Raw genomic sequence first — 24,821 nt, 5'->3', positions numbered from 1 at the left:
ATTAATTGGTCAATAAACTTCAACTGTAAATCTAAAAGTGAAGGTTTTTTTTGGCTCAAGTTTTATAATGCCTTCTTTTTTTGTGAAATCCTTGTCATGATTCACGTTGTCGGCAATACCGTGCCAAGGCTCAATACACACAAAGGGGGAATCTCCTGCAGACCAAATGCCCAAATAGGGACAGTTTTTAAAAGTAACACTTAAATATTTTTTACCTGTTGGTTTGTGTACAAACGTTACTTTAGAGAAAGGATTTGGGTCAAAGCATATCACGTGGTCGTCAAATCTACCATCAGGGAGTTCCAAAATACCCGGTTCGTCAAAAACTTGCATGTATTTTTCAACAAAGAAAGGTCCCTCTTTCTTTTTGGCCTTTGGGCTTAATTTTTTGTCAAATACCAATTGGTAATCACTTCGTTTTTGACCAGCTTCAAACGGACAGTTAAATGCTGGGTGGGCACCAATAGAAAAACACATGACATCGCTGGATGGGTTTTTAACGACATATTCAACTTTTAACTGTTTGTTTTCAAGTGTATAATGTACTTGTAGGATATAGTTGAAAGGGTATATTTTTTTTGTTTCGTCGTTGGCTCTTTGTTCAAGAACAATACTGTTTTTATGTTTTTCAATCACCTTAAAATCATAATCCCTGGCAAAGCCATGTTGTGCCATGGGATATTTCTTGTTCTTGTAGATGTACTCGCCATCTTTTAAAGGCCCAACAATAGGGAATAAAATAGGGGCATGGCGTGGCCAATATTCTGGGTTGGCCTGCCATAAGTATTCCATAGTTTTTGTTTTTAAGCTGGATAGTTCAGCACCTTTGGTTAAAATGCTAACAGTTAAAATCCCGTTTGTAATAGTATATGATTGTTTTTCCTCAAGGACACAGCTTTTAACAGTGTTTTCAAAATTACGTTCTTGCACTTTGGTATCTAACATAGATATGATTAAGACCAGGGAAGAAAATGCAATGATTATTTTATTCATGATTATTTTATTTTTATTTAGTCTAAACTATAAATCATGTGATTTAAATGGGTTTGTTTATAGATATAAAGCGTATAAGAATTGTCCAAGCTGTTAATAAAATCAAGTTTAAAAATTCTTTTTCATAAATTTGGATTTGCTGCTTTTAAGGAAAGTGAGGGTGATTCAATATGGTTTGTTATTTCTCTTCATAATCCTACAGCGAGATTTCATGGGATTTTAGTTTTAGGTGAAAATTTTGTGTTTGGTTGTTTTTATTTAAATAAGAGGTTATTTTTCTAAATCATGAGAAGGAGTAAATAATTTTCATTTATTTTCAACAAAGAAATATTTATTATAATCAAGAAACAAATTTATAGATTGAAGATTAAAGCATCCATATTCTTTAGCGTTTTTTTTCTGCTATCTCAATTTATTTTATCTCAAAACCAAATTGAGTTTAAGCAATTGGTAGGGGAGAATGTTTCCACTCAAAGCATTACGTATGCTATTGCTCAAGATAGTATTGGAAATATATGGGTTGCTTCGGAAGAAGGGGTATTAAAGCACAATTCAAAGTTTTATAAAGTTTACAACTCCTATAATGGACTACCAGAAGAGGTAAGTAACCGGGTCACTAAAATTTTCATAGATTCTAAAGGACATATTTGGATTGGACTTGAAAAAGGGGTCTGTGTTTATGATGAAAACCTAGATCTTTTTAAAATTGTTAGTTCTGATGCCGATATCAACCCTTCCTTGATAACCTGTATAAGTGAAGATGATTCTGGTAATGTTTGGATTGGTGGATTTAATGGCTTATGGAAGTATGGCTTAAATGATAACCAAAGTAAACTCGTCAGGGTTTTGAGCAACCAAAATATTCAGGCACTATTTCCTTATAAAAGAAAAATCCTATTTGGAACTTCAAAAGGTCTTTTTGTATATAACACACAGAATGATATTTTAAATGAAATACCATTAAGTTCAAAACCAAGCAACATTAGCTTTATAGGTCCCATAAACGATTACGTGGTAATTGGTACTAAAACAGGGGAATTATACAAGACAGATTTAAATTTCAAACAAGGGTTTTTAATAAATTTTGATGAAAAAAATCCAATAACCGATGTTATTAAAAAAGACTCCAATACACTGTATTTGGGAACAGATGGAGATGGTTTATATAAATTGGACAATTCATTTTCTATCTTGGATCATTATGTAGAAGATGCAAATGACCAATATTCCTTATCCAGTAATGGAATTTATGATATTGTATTAGGAAAAGAGAACATAGTATGGATTGCCACCTATGGAGGCGGTGTTAATTATTTTGATTCAAATGGTTTTCCGTTTCAAAAAATACAGCACAGACTCAATGACAAAAACAGTCTTGTAGCCAATTTTACAAGGTCATTGGCAAAAGATAGCAATGGCAATTTATGGTTTGGAACTAAAAAAGGGGTCAGTATTTGGAGCAAGAAATCCAATAAATGGACACACATACCAAGTTTTGATAAAACAAATGATACCTCTGGGGAAATAGTATTGGCCTTAGAGCCTAGTGATGAATATATGTGGGTAGGCACCTACAACGATGGGATTTTTAAAATCAACATTAATACATTAAAAAGTACCCAATTTAAGTCACTGGTTCAAAAAGATAACATGCCTCAAAAAGTATATACTATATTCAAAGATAACAACTCCAATATTTGGTATGGTGGCATTGACGGCTATTTAACTAAAATTACCAAAACAAATGAGGTTGAAACATATCCAATTCAGCAAATTAAATCTATAAGCCAAATACAATCGGGCAACATATTGGCAGCAGGAAGATATGGTGTTTACTCTATTAATGATAAAACAAAGCATTTTGAGCTTATAGATGCTCTAAGTCCCAATAAAAATACTCTGGCCTACTCAACAATCAATTCAGTTATTGAGATCCAGAACAACATGTTGGTTCTGGGAACTAATGGTGAAGGTGTTATTTTTTATAACCCTAATGATAAAAGTGTAAAAAAACTCAAAATCAATTCGGGAATGCCTTCAGATATTGTACAAGGGGTCATTGCTGTTTCTGATTCAAATTTTTGGGCTAGTACCACCAAAGGCTTGGTTAATATTCAAACCACCAAAGAAGACACAATTATAAATGTTTTTGATAAAAGGGATGGTTTAACAAGTACGGAGTTTAATTATGGGAGTTATGCTAAGCTTGGTGATAGTTTATTTGCTTTTGGAGGGGTAGATGGTGTTACAATTTTCAATCCTTATAATATAAAAGGAGAAAGTTTTAAACCAAAATTGGTTTTTGATGAGTTCAAACTTTTTAACAAAGCTGTAAAACCAGGAGAAAGGCCACTGTTCAAGCACATCAATGAAACAAAGTCCATTACTTTAAAACATAATGAAAATTCTATTGAAATTGGTTTCACGGGTATTTTGCACAGTTCTTCTTCAAAAATAAAATACCAATATAAACTTGAAGGTTTTGATGAACAATGGTCAACACCTAGCCATATTAATTTTGCTACCTATACCAATTTAAGCCCAGGAGAGTATGTTTTTAGGGTTAAGGCCTACAACAAATTTTCTGAACCTGGTGAGGAACGACAATTAAACATCAAGGTACTATCTCCTTGGTGGGCTACAGATAAGGCTTATGTCATTTATTTTTTGGCATTGATAGGAATTGTGATTGCAATCATTCATTTCACAAGTGTCATTATCAAGAAAAAAAATGCAGATGAGCAGATAGATTTCTTCAATAACATTACCCATGAAATAAAAACACCGCTGACCATTTTAATTTCTTCATTGGATAATATAACAGATAATGAGGGTTCAGGAGAGGATTCTAAAAAGCGGATAAAAAACACTGTAAAACGTATAAATTCCCTTTTTGAGCAGATGTTGCACTTTCAAACAGTCACATCCAGTGATAATTTATCAATAGATGTTTCACAGATAGACTTAGATAAGCATATCAAGCGAAGAGTCAATAATTTTGAACCGCTCACAAAAGAAAATAATTTAGAAGTTATTATAAACAATAATTGGGATGAACCATCCTTTTATTTTGATAAGGATATTTTTGATAAAATCTTTCTTAATTTAATATCCAATGCCATAAAATATTCTTTCAAGAACGGAAAAATCACAATCAACTTAACTAAAACCTCTTTAAAAGAATTAAAAATTGAAATTGCTGATGAAGGGCTGGGAATACCTAAAGACCAGCAAAAATTTATCTTGAACAGGTACTACAGAGCACGAAATGTTATTAATAGTCAAAGGCCAGGGACTGGACTGGGCTTAATGATGGTTAAAAAATTACTTGAAAAAACAGGTGGTTCCATTAGTTTCAAAAGTGAAGAAAACAAGGGAACTACCTTTACCGTGATATTGAAAAATTTAAAATATGAGTACAATAAAAAAATAGATTCGTTACAAAATACGGTTGAGCATAATGATTTATTGGAGGACCAAACTGAAATAGAAGAGTTTAGTGACAGTAAAATACTGATTGTTGAAGATAACGATGAGCTTAGGGACTTGTTGGTGAAAACACTGGGCGTTTATTTTCAGATTTTTGAGGCCAGTAATGGGAAAGAAGGTCTGGAAACAGCGTCGCAAATTTTCCCTGACATCATTTTAACAGACCTTATCATGCCTGAAATGGACGGTATGCAAATGTCACGGATATTGAAAAACGATATCAACCTCAATCATATTCCGGTTTTTATGCTCACTGTATTGCAAAACTCAGCTCAAAAGCTAGAAAGTATTGAAACCGGGATATCAGAGTATATTGAAAAGCCAATTGACATGAAGTTTTTATTTGCTAAAATTGTCAATACATTGAAATGGCAGAAAAAACTACGGGAGAAATACGTTCATGACAATGATGCAGACAATGCTACCGTTCATAGAAATAAACATGATCAAGAATTTTTACAAAACCTTGAAGAGACTATTATAAAAAATATTGAGAACGAATCTTTTTCAGTACATGATTTGTCAAACAGTTTCAATATGAGCAGGACATCACTTTACATGAAGCTCAAAAATCTAGTAGATTTATCTCCTCAGGATTTTATTATACACACAAAATTAAAACTCGCCAAAAAACTTCTCATAGAAGGAGAGTATAGTATCAAGGAAATTGCATATCATTCTGGTTTTTCAAATCCCAAATACTTTAGTACTTCCTTCAAAAAATTCTATGATATAACGCCGAGTGCTTTTTTGGAGAGCCTCAAAAAGGAACAATAAAATTGAGCTGTTCTTTTTAAAGCTAATAAACTTTAAATATGGTCAAATAAACAGGAACTGTACAATGTTTCTATTGTTTTTGACAATTTCCAAACCCTTTTTGATAGTTTTTTTAACCTGTTTGATGATGGTATTGGATAATTTAGCAACAACAAATTACATATCATACTAAACAAATTAAACTCACTCTAAAAAATGAAACACATTAAGCTGTTATTAATTTTATTATTATGCCCTTTTGTTTTATTGGCGCAAAAAACATTAGAAGGAACTGTTACAGACAGTAATAATATGCCCTTGCCAGGAGCTTCAATTATAATTAAAGGAACCACGAAAGGCGCTGTGACCGATTTCGATGGGAAATTTAGCATAGAAATTGATAAATCTCCTGCTACGTTAGTAGTTAGCTATCTTGGCTACATCACTAAAGAAGTTGTAATTACAAACCAAAAAACTGTTGCTGTAGTTTTAGAAGCAAATCAACAAGAGTTAGATGAAGTGGTTGTTATTGGTTACGGTTCTGTCAACAAAAAGGATTTAACAGGTGCTGTCACATCTATCAAGCCTACACAAGAAGCTGCTGAACAATCTAGTAATATTCAAGATATTATAAGAGGAAGAGCGGCTGGAGTTCAGGTTAGCTCTAATGGATCAGAGCCAGGTTCATCAATGTCAATAAAAATTAGAGGAACAAGCAGTCTTACTGCTAATTCTGAACCTTTATATGTTGTTGATGGTATTATTATGGATACAGCGGCTGAAGATGTTAATAATCCGTTGTCAGGTTATTCAGCACCTCAAGGAGGAGGTGTTTCAGGTGTAAATCCAGAGGACATTGAAAGTATTGAGGTTTTAAAAGATGCATCTGCTACAGCAATTTATGGATCAAGAGCTGCTAATGGTGTCATAATTATTACTACTAAAAAAGGTAAAAAAGGAAAGGCAAAATTTAATTTCACTTCATCATTAACTACCGGTAGTGTTGTTAGAAATATTGATGTTTTGGATGTTAATGGCTATGCCAATTATCAAAACGATATGAAAGCGACTCTTGGTCAAGAACCAGCTTTTGATATAAATCCTAATGGTGAGATCTATTATTCTGGAACCACAGATAGGGTTCAAGGGATTAATTGGGCAAAAGATACGTATCAAAACTCAATGATCAAAAAAAACAGAATATCTGCTTCTGGAGGAGGAGATAATGGCAGTTATTATATTTCTGGAGGAATGATTAGCAATAAAGGAACCATTCCTAATGCACTTGCAAAATCAGTTGATTTTAATTTAAATCTTAATCAAGATTTAACAGATAGAGTAAAAATTAATACAAAAATAGCTACAACATATACAGACTTGTCTTCTTCAAAAGGAACAGATGAAAATGGAGGTATTAATGGCGGTATGGTTAGACAAGTGCTTTTAGCCGCTCCAATAGTCAATTTTGCAGATAATAACCCTGATCCTAGTTCTACTGATGAGGCTGTTGATGGGCCAAGAGCTTGGACAACAGATTATGATGATAAAGGTAAAGAAGTACGTCTGTTAGGGTCATTAACCATGGATTATAAATTATCAAAAGCATTGACATACCGATTTAGATTTGGTGGAGATTATAGAAGAAAAGAAAGGAGTTTTTGGTATGGAACAGCCTTGCTTAAAGGTAGAGATCCTAATGGATTGGCAGGTATTAGTACTTTAAACAGATTTAGATACAATGTTGATAATACATTAATGTACAGAAAATCATTTAACAAAAACAATAGGATTAATGCAACTATTGGTGCTTTGATAGATAAAACCAGTCTAAAAACAAGCCGTTATTCTGCTGCCAATTTTGCTGATAAATCATTGCGAGCAGATGGGATATCTTATGGGTCTACCTACACACCCTTGATTATTGATAGTGAATTTCCGACCATTATATCATTTATTGGGCGTTTAAATTATACACTGTATAATAGATATTTATTTACAGGAACATTTAGGGCCGATGGTAGTAGCAAATTTGCTAAAGGAAACCAATGGGGTTATTTTCCAGCCTTTTCATTTGCATGGAAAGCGACTGAAGAACCATTCTTAAAAAATCAGAAGTTGTTTTCAGATTTAAAAGTACGATTGGGTTATGGTGAAGTTGGTAATCAAAACATTCCACCTTACAGTTATCTTACACCGTTTGGAGCTACAGAGGCTGCACTATCAGATGCATCTGGGGGCAGTTTAGTAGCTGTGGTGCCATTAAATCTTGCAAATCCAGACTTAAAATGGGAAACAGCCATCCAATACAATGCAGGTATTGATTTTGGTCTTTTCAAAGACAGGCTTTCAGGAACTGTTGATGTATACAAAAAAACAAGTTCAGACTTATTACTAAAAGTAGCTTTAGGGCCTACAGCTGGTTTTGACTACATCATAGCCAATCAAGGTGATTTAGAAAATAAAGGGTTGGAAATTTCATTGAATGCTGATATTATTAAAAATGAAAATTTTAACTGGAATCTGTTTGGGAATATTTCATTTAACAAAAACAAAATCACAAATTTAGGCCAAGTTCAACCAACTACATTTGGAACTTTGGGTGAGCAAGTCGGCTTTTTTGGAAATAATGTATCAGGAGGTACCTATTTTAAACAACCTGCCAATATTTTTATTCAAGGTAAAGAAGCTGGTTTATTCTATGGATATGAAACCAAAGGTATTATTAGAACAGATGCGGAGTTGACTGACACTCCTACAGGTGATCCATTAAAATACGGTGTAGCAGATTTAAGAGTAGGTGATGTTTACTTTGTTGACCAAAATGGGGATGGAGTTATTAACGATGATGACAAAACCATTATAGGAAATCCAAATCCTGATTTCACCTTTGGATTTGGCACCTCATTTGATTTTAAAGGTTTTTCGTTGAGCGCCATGTTTAATGGTGTTTATGGAAACAATATAGCCGTTGGAAACTTTTTAGAGTCTGGTTATGCCAACAACAGTACCAGAAATGTGTTATCTGCTGCATACTATGATGCGTTTGATGCAGTAAACAATCCTACTGGTAATTATCCAAATGTAGGTGTAGGTGGCTATGGAGCTAATTATACTACGGATTTTAATGATAGAATGGTAGCCAATGGAAGTTTTTTAAGACTAAGTTATGTGTCGTTAGCATATAACATTCCTGTGAAGGACACTAAGTTTTTTGATTCGATGAAGGTAACCCTATCTGGACAAAATTTATGGCTGTTAACAGATTATCCCGGTTTTGATCCAGAAGTAAACAGTTTTGCTTATGATCCGTTACGTATCGGAATAGATTGGGGATCATTTCCTAATCAAAGAACATTCACAGTTGGATTAAATGTTACATTTTAAAAGAAGCACAATGAAAAATAGAAATAAAATATTAGGATTATTCATGGTTATCACAGCTTTTTTAAGTTGTAATGAACAATTAGTTGACAATTTTGAAAATAAATATTCAGAGGTACAAGTATTTTCTACTGAAGAAGGTACAGAAACGGCTGTAAATGGTATGTATGCCCAATTACAAGGTTATGATTATTATGGTTCAAGAACACGTTTGTTGTTATGGCCTCATTCCGGTAAATACAATTCCTCCCAAGGGGCAAATGATGATGCCAACCAGTTAGTTGCAGCCAATACCAATATCAATTTAGATAAATTATGGCGCGGTATATGGCAAACCATCAATCAAATTAACATAGTAATTGTAAATGCTGAAGGGAGTGGCTTGGCCAACGAGAATACTACACTTGGACAAGCTTACTTTTTAAGAGGAGTGGTGTATTTTGATTTGGTGCGTATTTTTGGTGAAGTACCCATAAGATTAACACCAACAACAAAAGATGATATTCATATCGCTAAAAGTTCAAAAGAAGAACTGTATAACTTAATTATTTCAGACCTTAAAAAAGCGGCTGACTTATTACCCGACAGAGGTGAATATATTGCGGGCAGACCACTAAAATACGCTGCTAATGCCTATTTGGCAAAAGTATATGTTACATTGGCTGGGACTAATGATGCAACATCTCTACCTTCAGGTTTTAATACTGTTACAGAATCTGAAATAACCGTAACTAGTATTTCTAATTTTTGGGAAGAAGCAAAAAAGGAACTGGATTTTGTTATAAACAATGGCGGATATGAGTTAACACCAACCTTTGCCGATTTATGGACACAAGACAGCAGAAACACATCTGAATCTATTTTTGAACTGCAATATGGGCATACAGGAGCGGTAAGAACAAATGATATTATTAGAGACGTAGTGCTTAAAGGTTATCCAGGAATTATACCCGATGGAGCAAATACTTTTGGACGCATAAGACCAAACAAAGAAATGTTTAGTGACCATATTATCCAATATTCTGGAAATGATTACACAGGGCAAGATTTTATTACTGCAGGTAAAGCTTCAGACGTCATTACTTTAGATGATGCTGTGGCAGATCCTAGAATAAACGAAACCTATCTTTATAACAATTATACAAGCACTGTAAACGGTAAAAATCAAAATTTGTTTCCAAGAATTAATAAGGGAAATCAAGCCTATCCAGGTCTTGCCAAATATAAGGACTTAACCTATGATGGCACAACAACCATTAAAAATATTATTTTGCTTCGTTACGCTGAGGTCTTGTTATTGAGAGCTGAAGTTGAAAACGAAATTAATGGTCCATCATCTGCATACACTTATGTGAACAAGGTATTAAAAAGAGCCAGAACCACCGCTACTGGAACCACATTGCAACCGGCCGATTGGGACGCTACCAGTGTGCCTACTCAAGAAGAATTCCGTTACCGCATCATGAAAGAACGTCAGTATGAACTAAATGGTGAAGGGCATGAATGGTTTGATATGAGAAGACGCGGTTTGGATTATTTCCAAAATGAAATAGACCATCATAATGCAGCGGTCAGCTTTTATTCATCTGAAGGAAATAAAGATTTTATATTTTCTAATATAGAAACACAAATGACACTTCCAATCCCTTTAGCTGAGTTATCGGGTAATAATTTGATAAACGAATAAGACTTATGAGGTGTAGTTTATTCATGCTTGTTTTAGTGCCGGTAATGTTTTTAGTTTCTTGCAATGAACACAAAAAAACAGAATTTGGAAATCCAATATATCTTGATTCTTCAGCATCAGTTAATGATAGAGTAACAGATTTAATGTCTCGCATGACTCTTGAGGATAAAGTCCATCAAATGTGTCAATATGTAGGCTTAGAGCACATGAAGGCGGCCGAAAGTGAAATTTCTCCAGAGGAATTAGAAAAAAACGATGCGTTGGGCTTTTATCCAGGAATGAGGCCTGAAGATATTGCCCGTTTGACCACGGAAGGGAAAATCGGTTCCTTTCTTCATGTGGTAACTCCTGAAGAAGCCAATTATCTTCAAAGTTTAGCGTTGAAGTCCCCTTTAAAGATTCCGCTGTTAATAGGGATTGATGCCATTCATGGTAATGGTTTGGTCAATGGTTCGACCATTTATCCTTCTCCAATTTCTCAAGCTGCAACTTTTGATGATGCCTTGATAAAAGAAGGCAGTGCACAGACGGCTCAAGAAATGAGGGCTAATGGCATGCACTGGACTTTTGCTCCAAACATTGATGTTTTAAGAGATCCACGTTGGGGGCGAACAGGTGAAACGTTTGGAGAAGATCCTTATTTAGTTGGTAATATGGGGGTTGCGGCCATTACAGGATTGCAATCGAAAGACTTATCTGGTCCTGACCATGTGGTTGCTTGTGCCAAACATCTAATTGCTGGAAGTTCTTCTGTTAATGGTTTGAATGCGGCTCCAACCGATGTATCTAAACGCACGATATTTGAGATTTTCTTGCCACCATATCGCCGTGCCGTACAAGAAGCTAATGTGTTTTCCATTATGACAGCACATAATGAAGTTGCCGGTATGCCAGGACATATGGATGAATTTATGATGACCGATTTAATGAGAGATCGATGGGGTTTTAAAGGGTTTTATGTAAGTGACTGGAATGATATATCCCGAATTGCATTGTGGCATCATGTGGCTAAAGACTTCAAGCAAGCCATTGAGTTTTCTGTAAATGCAGGAATGGATATGAATATGCATGGTCCAGTTTTTGACAAACTTTTGATAGAGTTGGTAAAAGAAGGTAAGGTGGATGAGTCTCGTGTAAACGATGCATGTAGTAAAATTTTAGAAGCGAAATTTAGATTGGGGCTTTTTGAGAATCCGTACGTGGATGTTAAAAAAGCTAATGAAGTCAATTTTTCTAAAGCACACCAAGAAACGGCTTTAGCTCAAGCAAGAGAGGCCATTACATTGTTAAAGAACAATGATATTTTACCGTTACAAGGTGGTAAAAAATCCATTTTTGTAACAGGACCAAATGCAAACAATGAAACCATTATGGGCGATTGGGTTTATCAACAACCAGCCGAAAACGTAACGACAGTCTACCAAGGGCTAAAAGCTTTAGGAGAACAAAAGGGTTACAACGTATCTTATTTTAATGCGGGTGATCGTTCCAAAAAGATGAAAGATGCCGATATTGATAAAGCCGCTCAATTAGCCAAAAAAGCTGATATTACCATATTGGTATTAGGTGAAAATTCGTTTCGTTATGATTGGCCGAATAAAACAACTGGTGAAAATATAGATCGTGCCACATTAAGACTTTCGGGAAAACAAATGGATCTTGCCAATAAAGTACTTGCAAATGGTAAACCCGTTATTGTTGTGTATGTTAGCGGAAGTCCAATTGCTGAGCCTAGCTTAGAAGAACGAGCCAAAGCGGTTGTTTATGCTTACGAGCCCGGGTCTTTTGGAGGTCAAGCTGTTGCAGAAGCTATTTTTGGTGACTTAAACCCAAGTGGAAAACTACCATTGACCATTCCTAGATCGGTTGGTCAATTACAAATGGTATATAATCACAAACCAACAGCATATATACACAAATACAATACCGAGAAAAAGGTGCCACTACACCCATTCGGATTTGGGTTGAGTTATACAGAATTCAAGTTGTCAGAGCCTAAACTTTCCAAAGCAAAGTTTGTGGGTAAAGATGACACAATAAATGTTTCTGTTGATGTGACCAATACAGGAAAAATGGATGGTACTGAAGTTGTACAGCTTTATATAAGAGATGACGTTAGTTCTTATACAAGACCTGTAAAAGAACTTAAAGGGTATAAGCGTGTAGCTGTTAAAGCAGGTGAAACGAAAACAGTAACAATCCCTATATCAGCAGAAAGTCTAGCCTTCTATGACAAAGATTTCAATTTTGTTGTAGAACCCGGAACCTTTACAATCATGACAGGCAGTTCTTCTGCTGACAAAGACTTAATGAAAACAACAATCTCAGTTGATAATGAGATTATATTAGATAAAAACAAATAAAAATGCTTAGAAAAGTTAACCTTATTATTGCCTGTGCATTAGTAGTACTTTCTTGTAAAGAACACACTAAAGACCAAACGTTGGCCGATTCGTCTATTACAGAAACAAAGCGTCCTAATATTATATATATTATGGCAGATGACCTAACCACACAAGCCATTAGTGCTTATGGAGGTATTTATAAGGACATTGCTCCAACCCCCAATATTGATAGGATTGCAAAAAACGGTATGCTTTTTCAAGATGTTCTATGCACAAATGCAATATGTGGGCCTAGTAGGGCGGCTATACTGACTGGTAATTACAGCAATAAAAATGGTTATTACAAAAACGAAAGCGGTGGTAAATTTGATGCATCACAATGGACTTTTCCACAAGAATTCCAAAAGAATGGTTATCAAACAAGTATGTTTGGTAAATGGCATCTAGGAACAGAACCCAAAGGTTTTGATGTGTTTAAATACCATAATTCGGCAGGACAACAAGGTCATTATTGGGATCCTGTTTACAATGAAAATGGAGTGGATGTTAAAGAAAAAGGATATTCCACTAATTTAAGCACAAATTTTGCTTTAAACTGGTTAGAAACAGGCCGAAAAAAAGATGCTCCTTTTTTAATGGTTTTGCAGTACAAGGCACCTCATAGACCATGGGAACCAGACCATAAGTATGAAACACTTTGGGATGACATAGAAATGCCTTACCCTGCTACGTTTAATGACGACTACAAAGGCCGTGAGCTTACGGCAGGTGATACAGAAATGACGATGGATTATTTATCCCGTCGTGATATGAAACTAGAAGAACCTGCTGATTTAAAAGGTGCTGAAAAATTAAAATGGGCATTTTATGGAGCTAAACCAGGAGAATTGGTTCAACCAGAAGGAATGACCAATGAAGAAGGTAAAAAATGGCGTTACCAACGATATATTAAAGATTATTTGGCCTGTGTAAAATCCGTTGATGACAACATCGGTAGAGTATTGGACTATCTGGACAAAAATGGGTTAACCGATAATACGGTCATTGTATTAACTTCAGACCAAGGATTTTATTTGGGAGATCATGGATTTTTTGACAAACGATTTATTTACGAAGAATCGTTGCGCATGCCATTTATGGTTAAATATCCTAAACTGGTAAAACCAGGAACCGTTAACAAGGACATTATAACCAATATTGATTTTGCACCTACGTTATTGGATTTGGCCAATATTAAGACCAACCAAAAAATGCAGGGTGATAGCTTCAAATCCATTCTGGCAGGTAAGACCCCGAAAGATTGGCAACAGGCCATGTACTATCATTATTACGAATTCCCTTATTGGCACCATGTACAACCACACTATGGTATCAGGACTCAAAAATACACCTTGGCACATTTTTACTATAACATTGATGTTTGGGAATTATATGATTTAGAAAAGGATCCACACGAAATGAACAACATCATAAATGATCCACAATATACCAATGTTATTCAAGATTTAAAATCACAACTCAAAGACCTTATGGTTAAATATGATGATAATAAATCCCTTGCAGATTTCAGAACCATTACGGATACTGATTTTGGAGCGATTGTTGACAAAAAGGATGATGAGACTTCTGTTAGAGATATATTAAACCAATAAAATAGAAATGAAATTAAATAAAATAATATTCGGTTTTCTTTGTTTGGCTGTATTTACTTGTAAGAGCCAACAAGTAGCAACGGTCTCAAAAACATCTGGGACAAATCAAAAAAAGAACATTCTTTTTATTGCCGTTGATGATTTAAAGCCATTATTGTCCAACTATGGTCATCCAGAAATGATAACACCTAATTTTGACCGTTTGGCCAAGATGGGCGTTACCTTTACCAATGCCCAAGTTCAATATGCTGTTTGTGGTCCTTCAAGAGCAAGTGTGATGACAGGTACTTATCCCGATAGAACCAAAGTTTGGGACTTACACACCAATTTTAGGGAATCTGCCCCAGATTTGGTTTCAATGCCAGAGTACATGATTTCTCAAGGCTATGAAACCACAGGAATTGGTAAGATTTTTCACAAAGGATCGTCATCGCCTGGACATGACGCTAAAAGCTGGAGCATTCCTTGGATTCAACCAGATAATTTTGACCCTAAATATGGGGCACCCATGTTTGAGTACTATCAAAATCCTGATACCAAAAAGAAAATGCAAGCTTTGATAGATGAAGCCGAAGCAAAAGGGATCAAAGGAGGAAAGTTGAGAAATTATGTTTTCAAAAGACTTAAACCAAGTACCGAATGTGCGGATGTATCAGATGAAGCTTACCAAGATGGTATTTATACCAAAGAGGCCTTAAGGAAACTTGACATACTAATGAATGGTGATAAACCTTGGTTTTTGGCCGTAGGATTTCAAAAACCACACCTTCCTTTTATAGCACCCAAAAAATATTGGGATTTATATGATAGGAGTAAGGTAAAACTGGCTGAATTTCAACAATTGGCAGAAGGCACACCAAGGATTGCTTATCAAAACTACGGTGAGCTAAGAGCTTTTTCAGATATAGACGACAATTATGATATTGGCGATATTATTGACCTGGATAAGCAGAGAGAATTGGTACATGGCTATATGGCTGCTGTATCATACATTGATGCACAACTAGGAAAACTCTTAGATGCACTGGAAGCTAAAGGTATTTTGGATAATACAATTATAGTGCTTTGGGGTGACCATGGTTGGCATTTGGGTGACCATACCGAATGGTGCAAGCATTCCAATTTTGAACAAGCGGCCCATTTTCCATTTATGTGGGCTGGACCAGGAGTTGCCAAAGATATAAAAGTGGATAACCCGGTAGAACTTTTGGATTTGTTCCCAACGCTCTTCGATTTGGCGGGAGTTGCTCCAAGTTCTCAAACCGAAGGAAAATCATTGGTGCCACTAATAGATGGTAATGCTGCAACAACAATGACGGCCGATGCCGCTTTTCATCAATATGCCCGTGGAAAGCGCATGGGATATTCCATTAGAACGGATAGATACCGTTATACAGAATGGCATGACAATGATTATAGAAGCTACAAACCGTATAAAGATGAGAATATCATTGGACGGGAGTTATACGATTATCAAGATGACCCTTTGGAAACCAAAAACTGGGTTGATGATCCAAAATACAAAGCAGTAGTAACTCAATTAAAAGCGAAACTTAAAGCACATTTGACTGATCCAAAAAATCATTAATGGATAGGAGATAATGGAATGCTAATAATTTTAACATTTCTATCAATAAACTATTAAGCGATTTAACGGTCAAATATTCAGAACAAAAATTTAAAAAAAATGAAAAATATCATATTTGCATTAATGCTTGGTTTTTCAACTTTTGTTTTTTCACAAAACAAACCAAACGTATTATTCATCATCGTAGATGATTGGGGGTACCATGATTTAAGTATTAATGGTTCTCAAATGTATAACACACCCAATGTGGATAATTTGTCACAAAACGGATTTGTGTTCCAAAATGCTTATGCCAGCTATCCGCGTTGTGTGCCATCTAGATATGGAATTATGACAGGTACCTATCCGTTGGAAGAAAGCAAAGGACATCCTGGTTCAACTCCAGAAGATCAAAACTTTCCAAAACAGTTTTCAAAGGCGGGATATTATTCATTCTACGTTGGAAAATGGCATTTAGGATCTGAAGCTGATAGTCCCAAAGGCATGGGTTTCACCTCTTCATTTGCCGCTGGAGAGGCTGGTGGAACCGATGCCCGATTTTATCCTTTCAATAAAAAACGAGTAGCTGGTGCTAAAGGCGAAAAAGCTCCTATTGAAGATGTTGAAGACTATGCAAAACCTGGTGATTACCTTACCGATGTGCTGACCAAAAGGACTATAGAATACATTAAGGATAATAAGGATAAACCATTTATGGGAGTGCTTGCTTATTACGCTGTTCATACACCAATAGAAGCAAAGGAAGTCGATATCAAAAGAAACGAAGAGCAAATGAAACATGTTGATTTTGGTGATGGCCCAGAGTATATCAAAGAAGGAAATGGGGATACACGAATGAAACAAGATTATCCGCCTTATGCTGCCTTGGTTGAAAGCGTAGATGAAAATATTGGAAAGTTGATTAAAACGTTAAAGGATGAAGGACTGTATGACAACACGCTGATTGTATTGACTTCTGATCATGGTGGCCTTTCCACAAGAGGACCTAACCATCGATTAATACCAACCTCTAATGCCCCGCTTAGAGCTGGAAAAGGTTGGATTTACGAAGGCGGTATAAAAGTACCATTGATATTCAAACTCCCTCACGAAACATCATCTGGAGTGGACAAAGAATCAATTGTTTTAGGTATGGATGTATTTCCTACCATAGTTGATATAGCATTGAATAAAAAAATAACTGGTATAGACGGTGTTAGTGTGAAAGATGAAATTTATAAAAAAAGCAGCCTGAAAGACCGAACCGTTTATTGGAATTCATACAAGGCTCGTCCCCTTCAAACTGGTGATGATAAGACTTCAGCTATACGCATAGGAGATTACAAGTTGCTTCAATTTGTGGAAAGTGGGAAAGTTGAGCTTTATAATGTTGCTGAAGACATTTCAGAAAAAAACGACCTTTCCAAGCAAATGCCTGAAAAAACGCAATCCATGCTTGCCATGCTTGAAAAATTCAAAAAGGAAAGACATGTTAAGATGAAAGCCAATCACAAGGCAGGAGGCGATAATATTGAATTTGAGAAGCCCAATCCTAAAAAAGAAGCAAAAAAAGCCGAAAGAAAAGCTGAAAGAAAGGCGGAAAAAATGAAGGCTAAAGCCATGGATAATCAAGAAGATAGCGAATAATGAGATTGAAGGTGTTTTGCATATTGTTTTTTGCTTTTGCTTTTTTTGGGGTTTCGCAAAATGAACTGTCCGAAAATAACAGCAATACCATTGATAAACAATCAAACAGAGCATCATTTCCTTCACTATTAGTAGGTGCTACATTAAACTATGAGGAACTGGGAACCAAAAAGGAACGCCTTTTCCTAAAAGACTTTAAGTACCTAACACCTGCTAATGCAGCCAAACAGAGCGCTATACACCCTGAGCCTGGTAAATGGAATTGGGACAAAATAAACGATTTTATTGATTTTGCAAACAAAAATCACCTTACCGTTCGCATGCATGCCCCGGTTAGTCCACAAGCCTCAAAATGGGCCAAAGCAGACCATAGAACAGCAGAAGAGCTGACACAAAATATGGAAGAATATGTTACGGCTATTTCACAAAGGTTCAATGTAGAGCCTTCCATAAAATACATGGATGTAGTGAACGAAACCATTTTGCCCGATGGTAGTTGGTTTGGTCCAAAAGAAGGTGTTCACCAATGGGAAAACCCATGGATAAATATGGGGTATGATGAAAATGGATATCCGCTCTATATCTTGAAAGCCTTTGAAATAGCGACCAAATATGCCCCAAATCTCAAATTGGTTTATAATCAAAATGCAGGCATGGAAGACAAGCTGTGGGATAAGGTCAAAGAAACAGTTCTTTACGTTAGAAGTAAAGGTTACCGTGTAGATGGTATTGGATGGCAGGGCCATATTTTACTGGGAGCTAAACGAAAGGATTTTATAGACAATATGGATGCTACCATCCAAAAAATGTCTGATCTGATTGATTGGGCACATGCTCACGATCTGGCATTTCATGTAACAGAACTGGACTATCTCGTTAAGGATGAATTTAAAAAAGAGTTAAAGCCAGAGCGTGAAAACCAAAAGAAACTATATGATAAAATAGTCAATCTTTTAATTGAGAAAAGCAAACAAGGCGAGGTAACTTTAAACCTTTGGGATTTAAGTGTAAGACACAAAAAAGGGACAGGAGACTTTCAGTCCATTTACAATAAAAAATTTAAACCTACACCTGCCTATTTTAGTATTCAAAGGGCACTAAAAGCAAGTCATTAATGAAATTTTTAAAACAAATACAACAGTATAAAGCTCTTGTTTTTTTTCTGTGTATACTTTTTGTTTCCTGTAAAGGAAATAAAATAACTAAAGAGCAATCTAACTCACAAAAACCCAACATTTTAATTATTCACATAGATGATTTAGGATATCACGATTTAAGCTTAACAGGCTCAAAAATCTATCAAACGCCTCATGTGGACCAATTGGCAAGCGAATCTGTTAGGTTTAATAACGCTTATGCCAATTACCCACGTTGTGTGCCTTCAAGGTATGCCATGCTAACGGCAGGATACCCAATAAAGGATGGTGATGTGCCTGATGATGGTTTTGAAATGACAGATGTTCCGGATTCCAAAAATTATATTAAGCAAATCCATAATGCTGGTTATCAAACAGCCTATTTTGGTAAATGGCATTTGGGAGAAGACCCAAAAGACTTTGGGTTCGATTATAGTTTGGCTGCTGGTCATGCCGGATCGCCTATTAGTTATATCTACCCTTTTAACACACCAAAGCATAAAGGGATCAATAAAAAAGCACCTATTAAGGACTTGGATTCTATTGGAAAAAAAGGTGATTACCTAACAGATGTGTTGACTGATCAAGTCATCAAATACATTAAGAACAGGGACAAGTCAAAACCGTTTATGACCATGTTGGCGTTTTATGCTGTACATCAACCTCTTGAAGCCAAAGAAGCTGATATTAAACGCAACCAAAAGGAAATTGATGCGTTTGACTTTGGTGATCAGCCAGAATATATTTTAGAAGGCACCGGACGTACAAAAATGCGCCAGAACAATGCCACCTATGCGGCCATGGTAGAGAATATGGATGAAAATGTTGGGCGCTTATTACAATTGTTAAAAGATGAAGGTATTTCGGAAAACACCATAATTTTCTTTTCATCAGACCATGGTGGGCTTTCTAATGATGGAACCAAGAAAAGGGACTTGGCAACCTCAAACTACCCATTGCGAGCTGGAAAAGGCTGGTTGTATGATGGAGGTATTAAGGTTCCACTATTTGTGAAGTGGAACGATCATTTTCAGCCACGCGATGAAAACAAGTCACTTGTTATGTTAATGGATGTTTTTCCTACCCTTTCTGACATTACCTCGGGCAAAAAACTCGATACCGATGGAAAAAGTTTCTTACCAATTTTAAAAAATCAAGAACATTGGCAAGACAGAACGGTTTTTTGGCATTCACCAAATGCTAGGCCTACCAATACTGGAGACACCAAATCATCAGCTATTCGCAAAGGTGATTATAAATTGATAAACTGGTATGTTGAAGGAAGGACTGAATTGTATAATATTAAAGAAGATCCTTCTGAAACCCATAATTTAATCAATGAAAAACCAAAACTAGCCCAAGAGATGTTAAAAGTGCTTAACGATTGGAAGACTACATTTTAATAAAAACATATTATGAGAGCATTTTTAATATTTTGGATAAGTATTTTGGGATATACATTAAATGCTCAATCATCCATACCGGACATCATACCAGAAGCAATAGTCTACAAATCCATTGATACAATTAAATTAAACTTGCATATTTATAAACCTCAAAATTTTAATACTAATAAAACATACAATTGCATTGTTTTTTTTCATGGGGGCGGATGGAATAATGGAAATTATAAAGCCTTTCAAAGGCAATCCAGATATTTGTCCTCTCGGGGCATGATAGCAATATCTGCCGATTACAGAGTTAAAAATGTACATGGCACCACACCCTTTGACGCTGTTGAAGATGCCAAATCGGCTATTAGATATGTTAGAAAACATGCCAAGGAATTATGTATAAATCCAAATATGATTGCTGCTGGAGGAGGTTCGGCAGGAGGGCATTTGGCGGCGGCATGTGGAAACATTGAAGGGTTGGAAGGCCCGAATGAGGATTTAAGCATCAGTTCTAAACCTAATGCTTTGGTACTGTTTAATCCTGTTTATGATAACAGTCAAAATGGTTTTGGGTTTGCGAGAATGAACGGTAGGTACAAAGAGATTTCACCATTGCACAATATCAATAAGGGCGCTCCACCAACCATTGTGTTTTTTGGGACTAAAGATAAAACCACACCCGTGGCATCATCAAAGGCTTATGAAAAGAAAATGAAAGCGATAGGGAGTAGATGCGATTTGTTCTTGTATGAAGGAGCAGAACACAGTTTTTTTAATAAAGGTGACTATTTTATAGACACTTTAAGGAAAACAGATCGGTTTTTAAAATTGCTTGGGTATATTGATGGAAAGCCTACAATTTAATATGGGCAATTTGAATAAAAAGGATGAAATTAACTAACAAGTTAAATCAATGAAATTCTAAACTTTTAAAATCTAAGTAAAATGAAAAAGTTATTAGTTCTGCTCGTGTTTGCCCAGTTTGCTTTTTCATGTAAGGATACATCAAAATCCAATGAAAAGGCAAGTGAAGAACCTGCTGGTTCAGTTAATGAAACATCTCAAGAACCGACTTCAAAAAATACTCCAGAAACAGATTCTGCCAATGCCCATTACATGCCGTTTACGGTAAACGATGCCTTGGTCAAAAACATAGCAGATTTTCTTAAAAATGACTATTTGAAATCCGATTATGATATTTTAATGGACAATGATAAAAAATTCCAATTGGCCGAAATCGATTTGAACAGCGATGGCAAAAATGAGGTGTTCGTTAACTTTTTCTCAAGTTATTTTTGTGGTACAGGAGGCTGTACTTTACTGCTTTTGAGCAACGATTTAAAACCAATCACCAAATTTACGGTCACTCGTACGCCACTTTACATCCAAAAAGAAGTAGAAAACGGATGGAATACCATTTTGGTAAGGTTCGGAGACAAGTTTGTGAAACTGGTGAATAATGGTAAAACCTATCCTAATAACCCATCGGTAGTGAAACCGGTGGATTACGCACCATCAGGCCACGATTTATTGCTCTTTGATGATAATTATAGCCCTTCAAAGACTTACACATTCTAATAACCATTTATATTTTCTAATCAAATGAAGTATTTTTTAACAACATTAACCTTAACAATAGCGCTTTTTTCATGCCAGTCAAAAGAAAAGAGCACACCAGTAAAGCAAAATCCAAAACCAAACATTCTATGGATTGTCTGTGAAGACATCAGTCCGACCTTGTCTTTTTATGGTGATAGCACAGCAAAAACCCCCAATTTAGATAAGCTGGCAAAAGAAAGTTTGATTTATGATAATTCCTTTGCCGTGGTTGGGGTTTGTGCGCCAAGCCGTTCAGCAATAATTACTAGTATGTATCCTACAACCATTGGTACCATGCATATGCGAACTGGTCAAGACATTCAGTCTTGGGGAAACAGAACCTACAAAAATAGTGAGGAACAGGGTTGGAAAGATATTACCGGAAAACCCATCCGTCAATATTCGGCCGTCATTCCCGAAGAGGTTAAATGTTTTACCGAATATTTACGTGCAGCAGGCTACTATTGCACCAATAACCAAAAAACCGATTACCAGTTTGCAGCACCCATAACAGCTTGGGACGAAAATAATGCAAAAGCACATTGGAGAAATAGGCCTAAAGGTAAACCGTTCTTTTCGGTGTTTAATATTGATGATACCCATGAAAGTAAACTTTGGAAGCATGAGGATTTGCCATTGACCGTAAATCCTGATAGCGTGCCAGTACCACCATATTTTCCAGATAATGCCGCTTCGCGTCATATGGTAGCCCGAAATTACAGCAATATTGAAATGATGGATGCCAAAGTGGGCAAGATTCTTGATCAATTAAAGGCAGATGGTCTTTACGATAATACCATTGTGTTCTTTTACAGTGACCATGGTGGCCCGTTACCACGTGAAAAACGGGAGATTTATGATGTGGGCCTAAAAACGCCTTTTATTATTAAAGACATTAACAGTAAAACCAAAGGACGAACCGATCGCTTGATTTCGTATGTCGATTTGGGTGCGACGGTATTAAGTTTGGCAGGTATAAAACCGCCAAGCTATATGGAAGGCAAACCGTTTAGAGGGGAATTCGACACTCAAAAAAGAGATTATGTGTTTGGAAGTTCCGATCGTTTCGATGAATATTCCGATAGGATACGTTCGGTTAGGAATAAACAGTTTTTGTATCTGCGCAATTACTTTCCAGAATTACCCAAATACAAAGATGTAAGTTACAGAAAACAAATACCCATGATGAGCAATTTCTTGGAATTGGAAAAAGAAGGGAAGCTCAACGAAGTGCAGCATAGTTGGTTTGAAACCAAGACCAAAGAGGAGTTATATGACTGTAGCGTTGACCCGTTTAATTTGAATAATTTAGCCGATGATCCAAAATATGCAGATGTATTAAGCAACATGCGCACGGCATTTATAGACCATTATGAGGGACGTGCCGATATGGGACAAATGCCCGAGAGTCAGCTTATTGACATGATGTGGCCCAACTATCAACAGCCGGTTACGGCCAAGGCTACCGTACAAGAAAAAGACGGTAAAGTTACCCTAACATCAAAAACGGAAGGGGCCTCAATTGCATATTATATTTCAGATAAACCTGATGAACAATTGGATCTTGACAGCCATTGGCAATTATATGTTGAACCTGTCCCAGTAGAAAAAGGCAAATACATATATACTAGGGCGCAACGTATTGGTTATAAGGAAAGTGACATATTGGTTAAACCTTTATAATCTAAACAAGTGAAATCAATAAAAATAATTTATATACTTTTTGTTATTCCACTGTTTTTTTCTTGCAAAAAAACAGTGGAATATAACAATTCCGTAGCAAAACCGAATGTGCTGTTACTATATATGGATGATTTGCGTCCGGAATTGGCAATCTATGGAAAAACTAAAATCATCTCACCAAGCATTGATGCGTTGGCCTCAAAAGGTATTAAGTTCACCAATGCCTATTGCAATGTGCCGGTTTGTGGTGCTTCACGGGCCAGTATGTTAACGGGCATGTTACCTAATAAAAACCGATTTTTAAATTACGATACCTTTGTTGAAAAGGAAACACCCAATGCTATAACCCTGCCTCAGTTATTTAAAGAGAATGGCTATACTACCATTTCCAACGGGAAAATTTATCATCATTTAGATGATAGGGAATCCGACTGGGATGACATTTGGCGGCCTTATGCATTTGATAAAAATGACTTGGGCTTGTCGCCAACGGATTATTGGCAATCCCTTTGGAAAGATTATCATATACCAAAAAATATTGCTGAATATAAAGCCACCGGTACAGGACCGGCTTACGAAAATGCTGATGTGGCAGACTCAGTTTATATTGACGGTTTGGTGGCACAAAAAGTAATTCGGGATATCAAGAAACTAAAAATGTCCAAGAAACCATTCTTTTTAACTGCAGGATTCATTAGCACCCATTTGCCATTTAATAGCCCCAAGAAATATTGGGACCTATATGATAAAAAAGACATAAAACAACCAGAAAACTATAATTATATTCCCAAGGATGCACCTTTAATGAGCATTAGCAATTGGCCCGAAATGCGCGCCTATTCCAATATCCCTAAAAAAGGGCAAGTGTCCGATAGTTTGGCCATTAGTTTGATCCATGGGTATTATGCCACGGTAACTTATGTAGATACCTTAATAGGAAAGATTTTAGATGAATTAAAACAGCAAGGCTTGGATAAGAACACAATCGTGGTACTGGTATCTGACCATGGTTATAATTTAGAAGAGCATACCCAATGGGCAAAGTTTACCAACTACAACACATCTACACAGGTGCCTTTAATTATTTACAATCCGTTTTCAGAAGCACATGGTACCCGGGATGAGCTGGTTGAATTGGTGGATATCTATCCTACACTAGCTCAGTTGTGTGGCTTGCAAATCCCCAAAAATCAATTGGACGGTATAAGTTTGGTACCGGTATTACATGATGAAAAGGAGCAAGGAAATCGATATGTTCTGATTAAAAAAGGCAATGGGTTTACCTTAAAAACATCCAACTTTAGTTATACCGAATTTATCAAAGCCGAGGATAATTCAACCATAACATCTATGTTGTACGACCATAGAGTGGATAAGGAAGAAAATGTTAATGTGGTTGACCACCCGGAATATGAAGCTATCGTGAAACAATTAAAAACAATCTTGCACAATGCCTTTAAACACAATATTGAAGGGGATTAAAAGCAAAATT

14 protein-coding genes are annotated in these 24,821 nt (G+C 36.0%); 13 read left to right on the top strand and 1 reads right to left on the bottom strand.

What is annotated here, in order from left to right; translation table 11 throughout:
- Positions 1-9: 9 nt before the first annotated feature.
- On the bottom strand, positions 10-993 hold the full coding sequence (locus IEW94_RS00615; RefSeq protein ID WP_188649327.1) for an aldose 1-epimerase family protein: 984 nt from the start codon (positions 991-993) through the stop codon (positions 10-12).
- Between the two features lie 360 nt (positions 994-1,353).
- Here IEW94_RS00615 and IEW94_RS00610 point away from each other — a divergent pair, with 360 nt between their 5' ends.
- The 13 genes from IEW94_RS00610 (at position 1,354) to IEW94_RS00550 (ending at position 24,811) form a co-directional block, all read left to right on the top strand.
- On the top strand, positions 1,354-5,259 hold the full coding sequence (locus IEW94_RS00610; protein WP_188649326.1) for a hybrid sensor histidine kinase/response regulator transcription factor: 3,906 nt from the start codon (positions 1,354-1,356) through the stop codon (positions 5,257-5,259).
- Positions 5,260-5,454: 195 nt separating this feature from the next.
- Positions 5,455-8,622 (top strand): SusC/RagA family TonB-linked outer membrane protein, encoded by a 3,168-nt coding sequence (locus IEW94_RS00605; protein WP_188649325.1) that lies wholly within the window; start codon positions 5,455-5,457, stop codon positions 8,620-8,622.
- 10 nt (positions 8,623-8,632) lie between these two features.
- Positions 8,633-10,306, top strand: a complete 1,674-nt coding sequence (locus IEW94_RS00600) for a RagB/SusD family nutrient uptake outer membrane protein (RefSeq protein ID WP_188649324.1) — start codon at positions 8,633-8,635, stop codon at positions 10,304-10,306.
- A 5-nt stretch (positions 10,307-10,311) separates the two neighbouring features.
- Positions 10,312-12,669, top strand: a complete 2,358-nt coding sequence (locus tag IEW94_RS00595; RefSeq protein ID WP_188649323.1) for a glycoside hydrolase family 3 N-terminal domain-containing protein — start codon at positions 10,312-10,314, stop codon at positions 12,667-12,669.
- A 2-nt stretch (positions 12,670-12,671) separates the two neighbouring features.
- Complete coding sequence (locus tag IEW94_RS00590; RefSeq protein WP_188649322.1) at positions 12,672-14,303, top strand: sulfatase family protein; 1,632 nt, start codon at positions 12,672-12,674, stop codon at positions 14,301-14,303.
- Between the two features lie 7 nt (positions 14,304-14,310).
- On the top strand, positions 14,311-15,891 hold the full coding sequence (locus IEW94_RS00585; RefSeq protein ID WP_188649321.1) for a sulfatase: 1,581 nt from the start codon (positions 14,311-14,313) through the stop codon (positions 15,889-15,891).
- A 99-nt stretch (positions 15,892-15,990) separates the two neighbouring features.
- Positions 15,991-17,517: a sulfatase-like hydrolase/transferase gene (locus IEW94_RS00580; protein WP_188649320.1), complete on the top strand. Its 1,527-nt coding sequence runs from the start codon at positions 15,991-15,993 to the stop codon at positions 17,515-17,517.
- The gene (locus IEW94_RS00575; protein WP_188649319.1) at positions 17,517-18,632 is read left to right on the top strand and encodes an endo-1,4-beta-xylanase; all 1,116 of its coding nucleotides are present in this window, start codon (positions 17,517-17,519) and stop codon (positions 18,630-18,632) included. The genes IEW94_RS00580 and IEW94_RS00575 overlap by 1 nt, the downstream gene beginning before the upstream one ends.
- Positions 18,632-20,056: a sulfatase gene (locus IEW94_RS00570; protein ID WP_188649318.1), complete on the top strand. Its 1,425-nt coding sequence runs from the start codon at positions 18,632-18,634 to the stop codon at positions 20,054-20,056. The genes IEW94_RS00575 and IEW94_RS00570 overlap by 1 nt, the downstream gene beginning before the upstream one ends.
- Positions 20,057-20,068: 12 nt before the next feature.
- Positions 20,069-20,911: an alpha/beta hydrolase gene (locus IEW94_RS00565; RefSeq protein ID WP_229669409.1), complete on the top strand. Its 843-nt coding sequence runs from the start codon at positions 20,069-20,071 to the stop codon at positions 20,909-20,911.
- An 81-nt stretch (positions 20,912-20,992) separates the two neighbouring features.
- Positions 20,993-21,625, top strand: coding sequence for a COG3650 family protein (locus tag IEW94_RS00560; protein WP_188649317.1), 633 nt, complete (start codon positions 20,993-20,995; stop codon positions 21,623-21,625).
- A gap of 24 nt (positions 21,626-21,649) precedes the next feature.
- Positions 21,650-23,329, top strand: a complete 1,680-nt coding sequence (locus tag IEW94_RS00555; RefSeq protein ID WP_188649316.1) for a sulfatase family protein — start codon at positions 21,650-21,652, stop codon at positions 23,327-23,329.
- Between the two features lie 75 nt (positions 23,330-23,404).
- Positions 23,405-24,811, top strand: coding sequence for a sulfatase (locus IEW94_RS00550; protein ID WP_188649315.1), 1,407 nt, complete (start codon positions 23,405-23,407; stop codon positions 24,809-24,811).
- The last annotated feature ends 10 nt before the right edge of the window (positions 24,812-24,821 follow it).

Origin of the sequence: Yeosuana aromativorans, from assembly GCF_014646655.1 — a bacterium.
Classification (GTDB): domain Bacteria; phylum Bacteroidota; class Bacteroidia; order Flavobacteriales; family Flavobacteriaceae; genus Yeosuana; species Yeosuana aromativorans.
The sequence above is the reverse complement of the archived record's forward strand: the minus strand, read 5'-3'. Positions and strand labels throughout refer to the sequence as shown.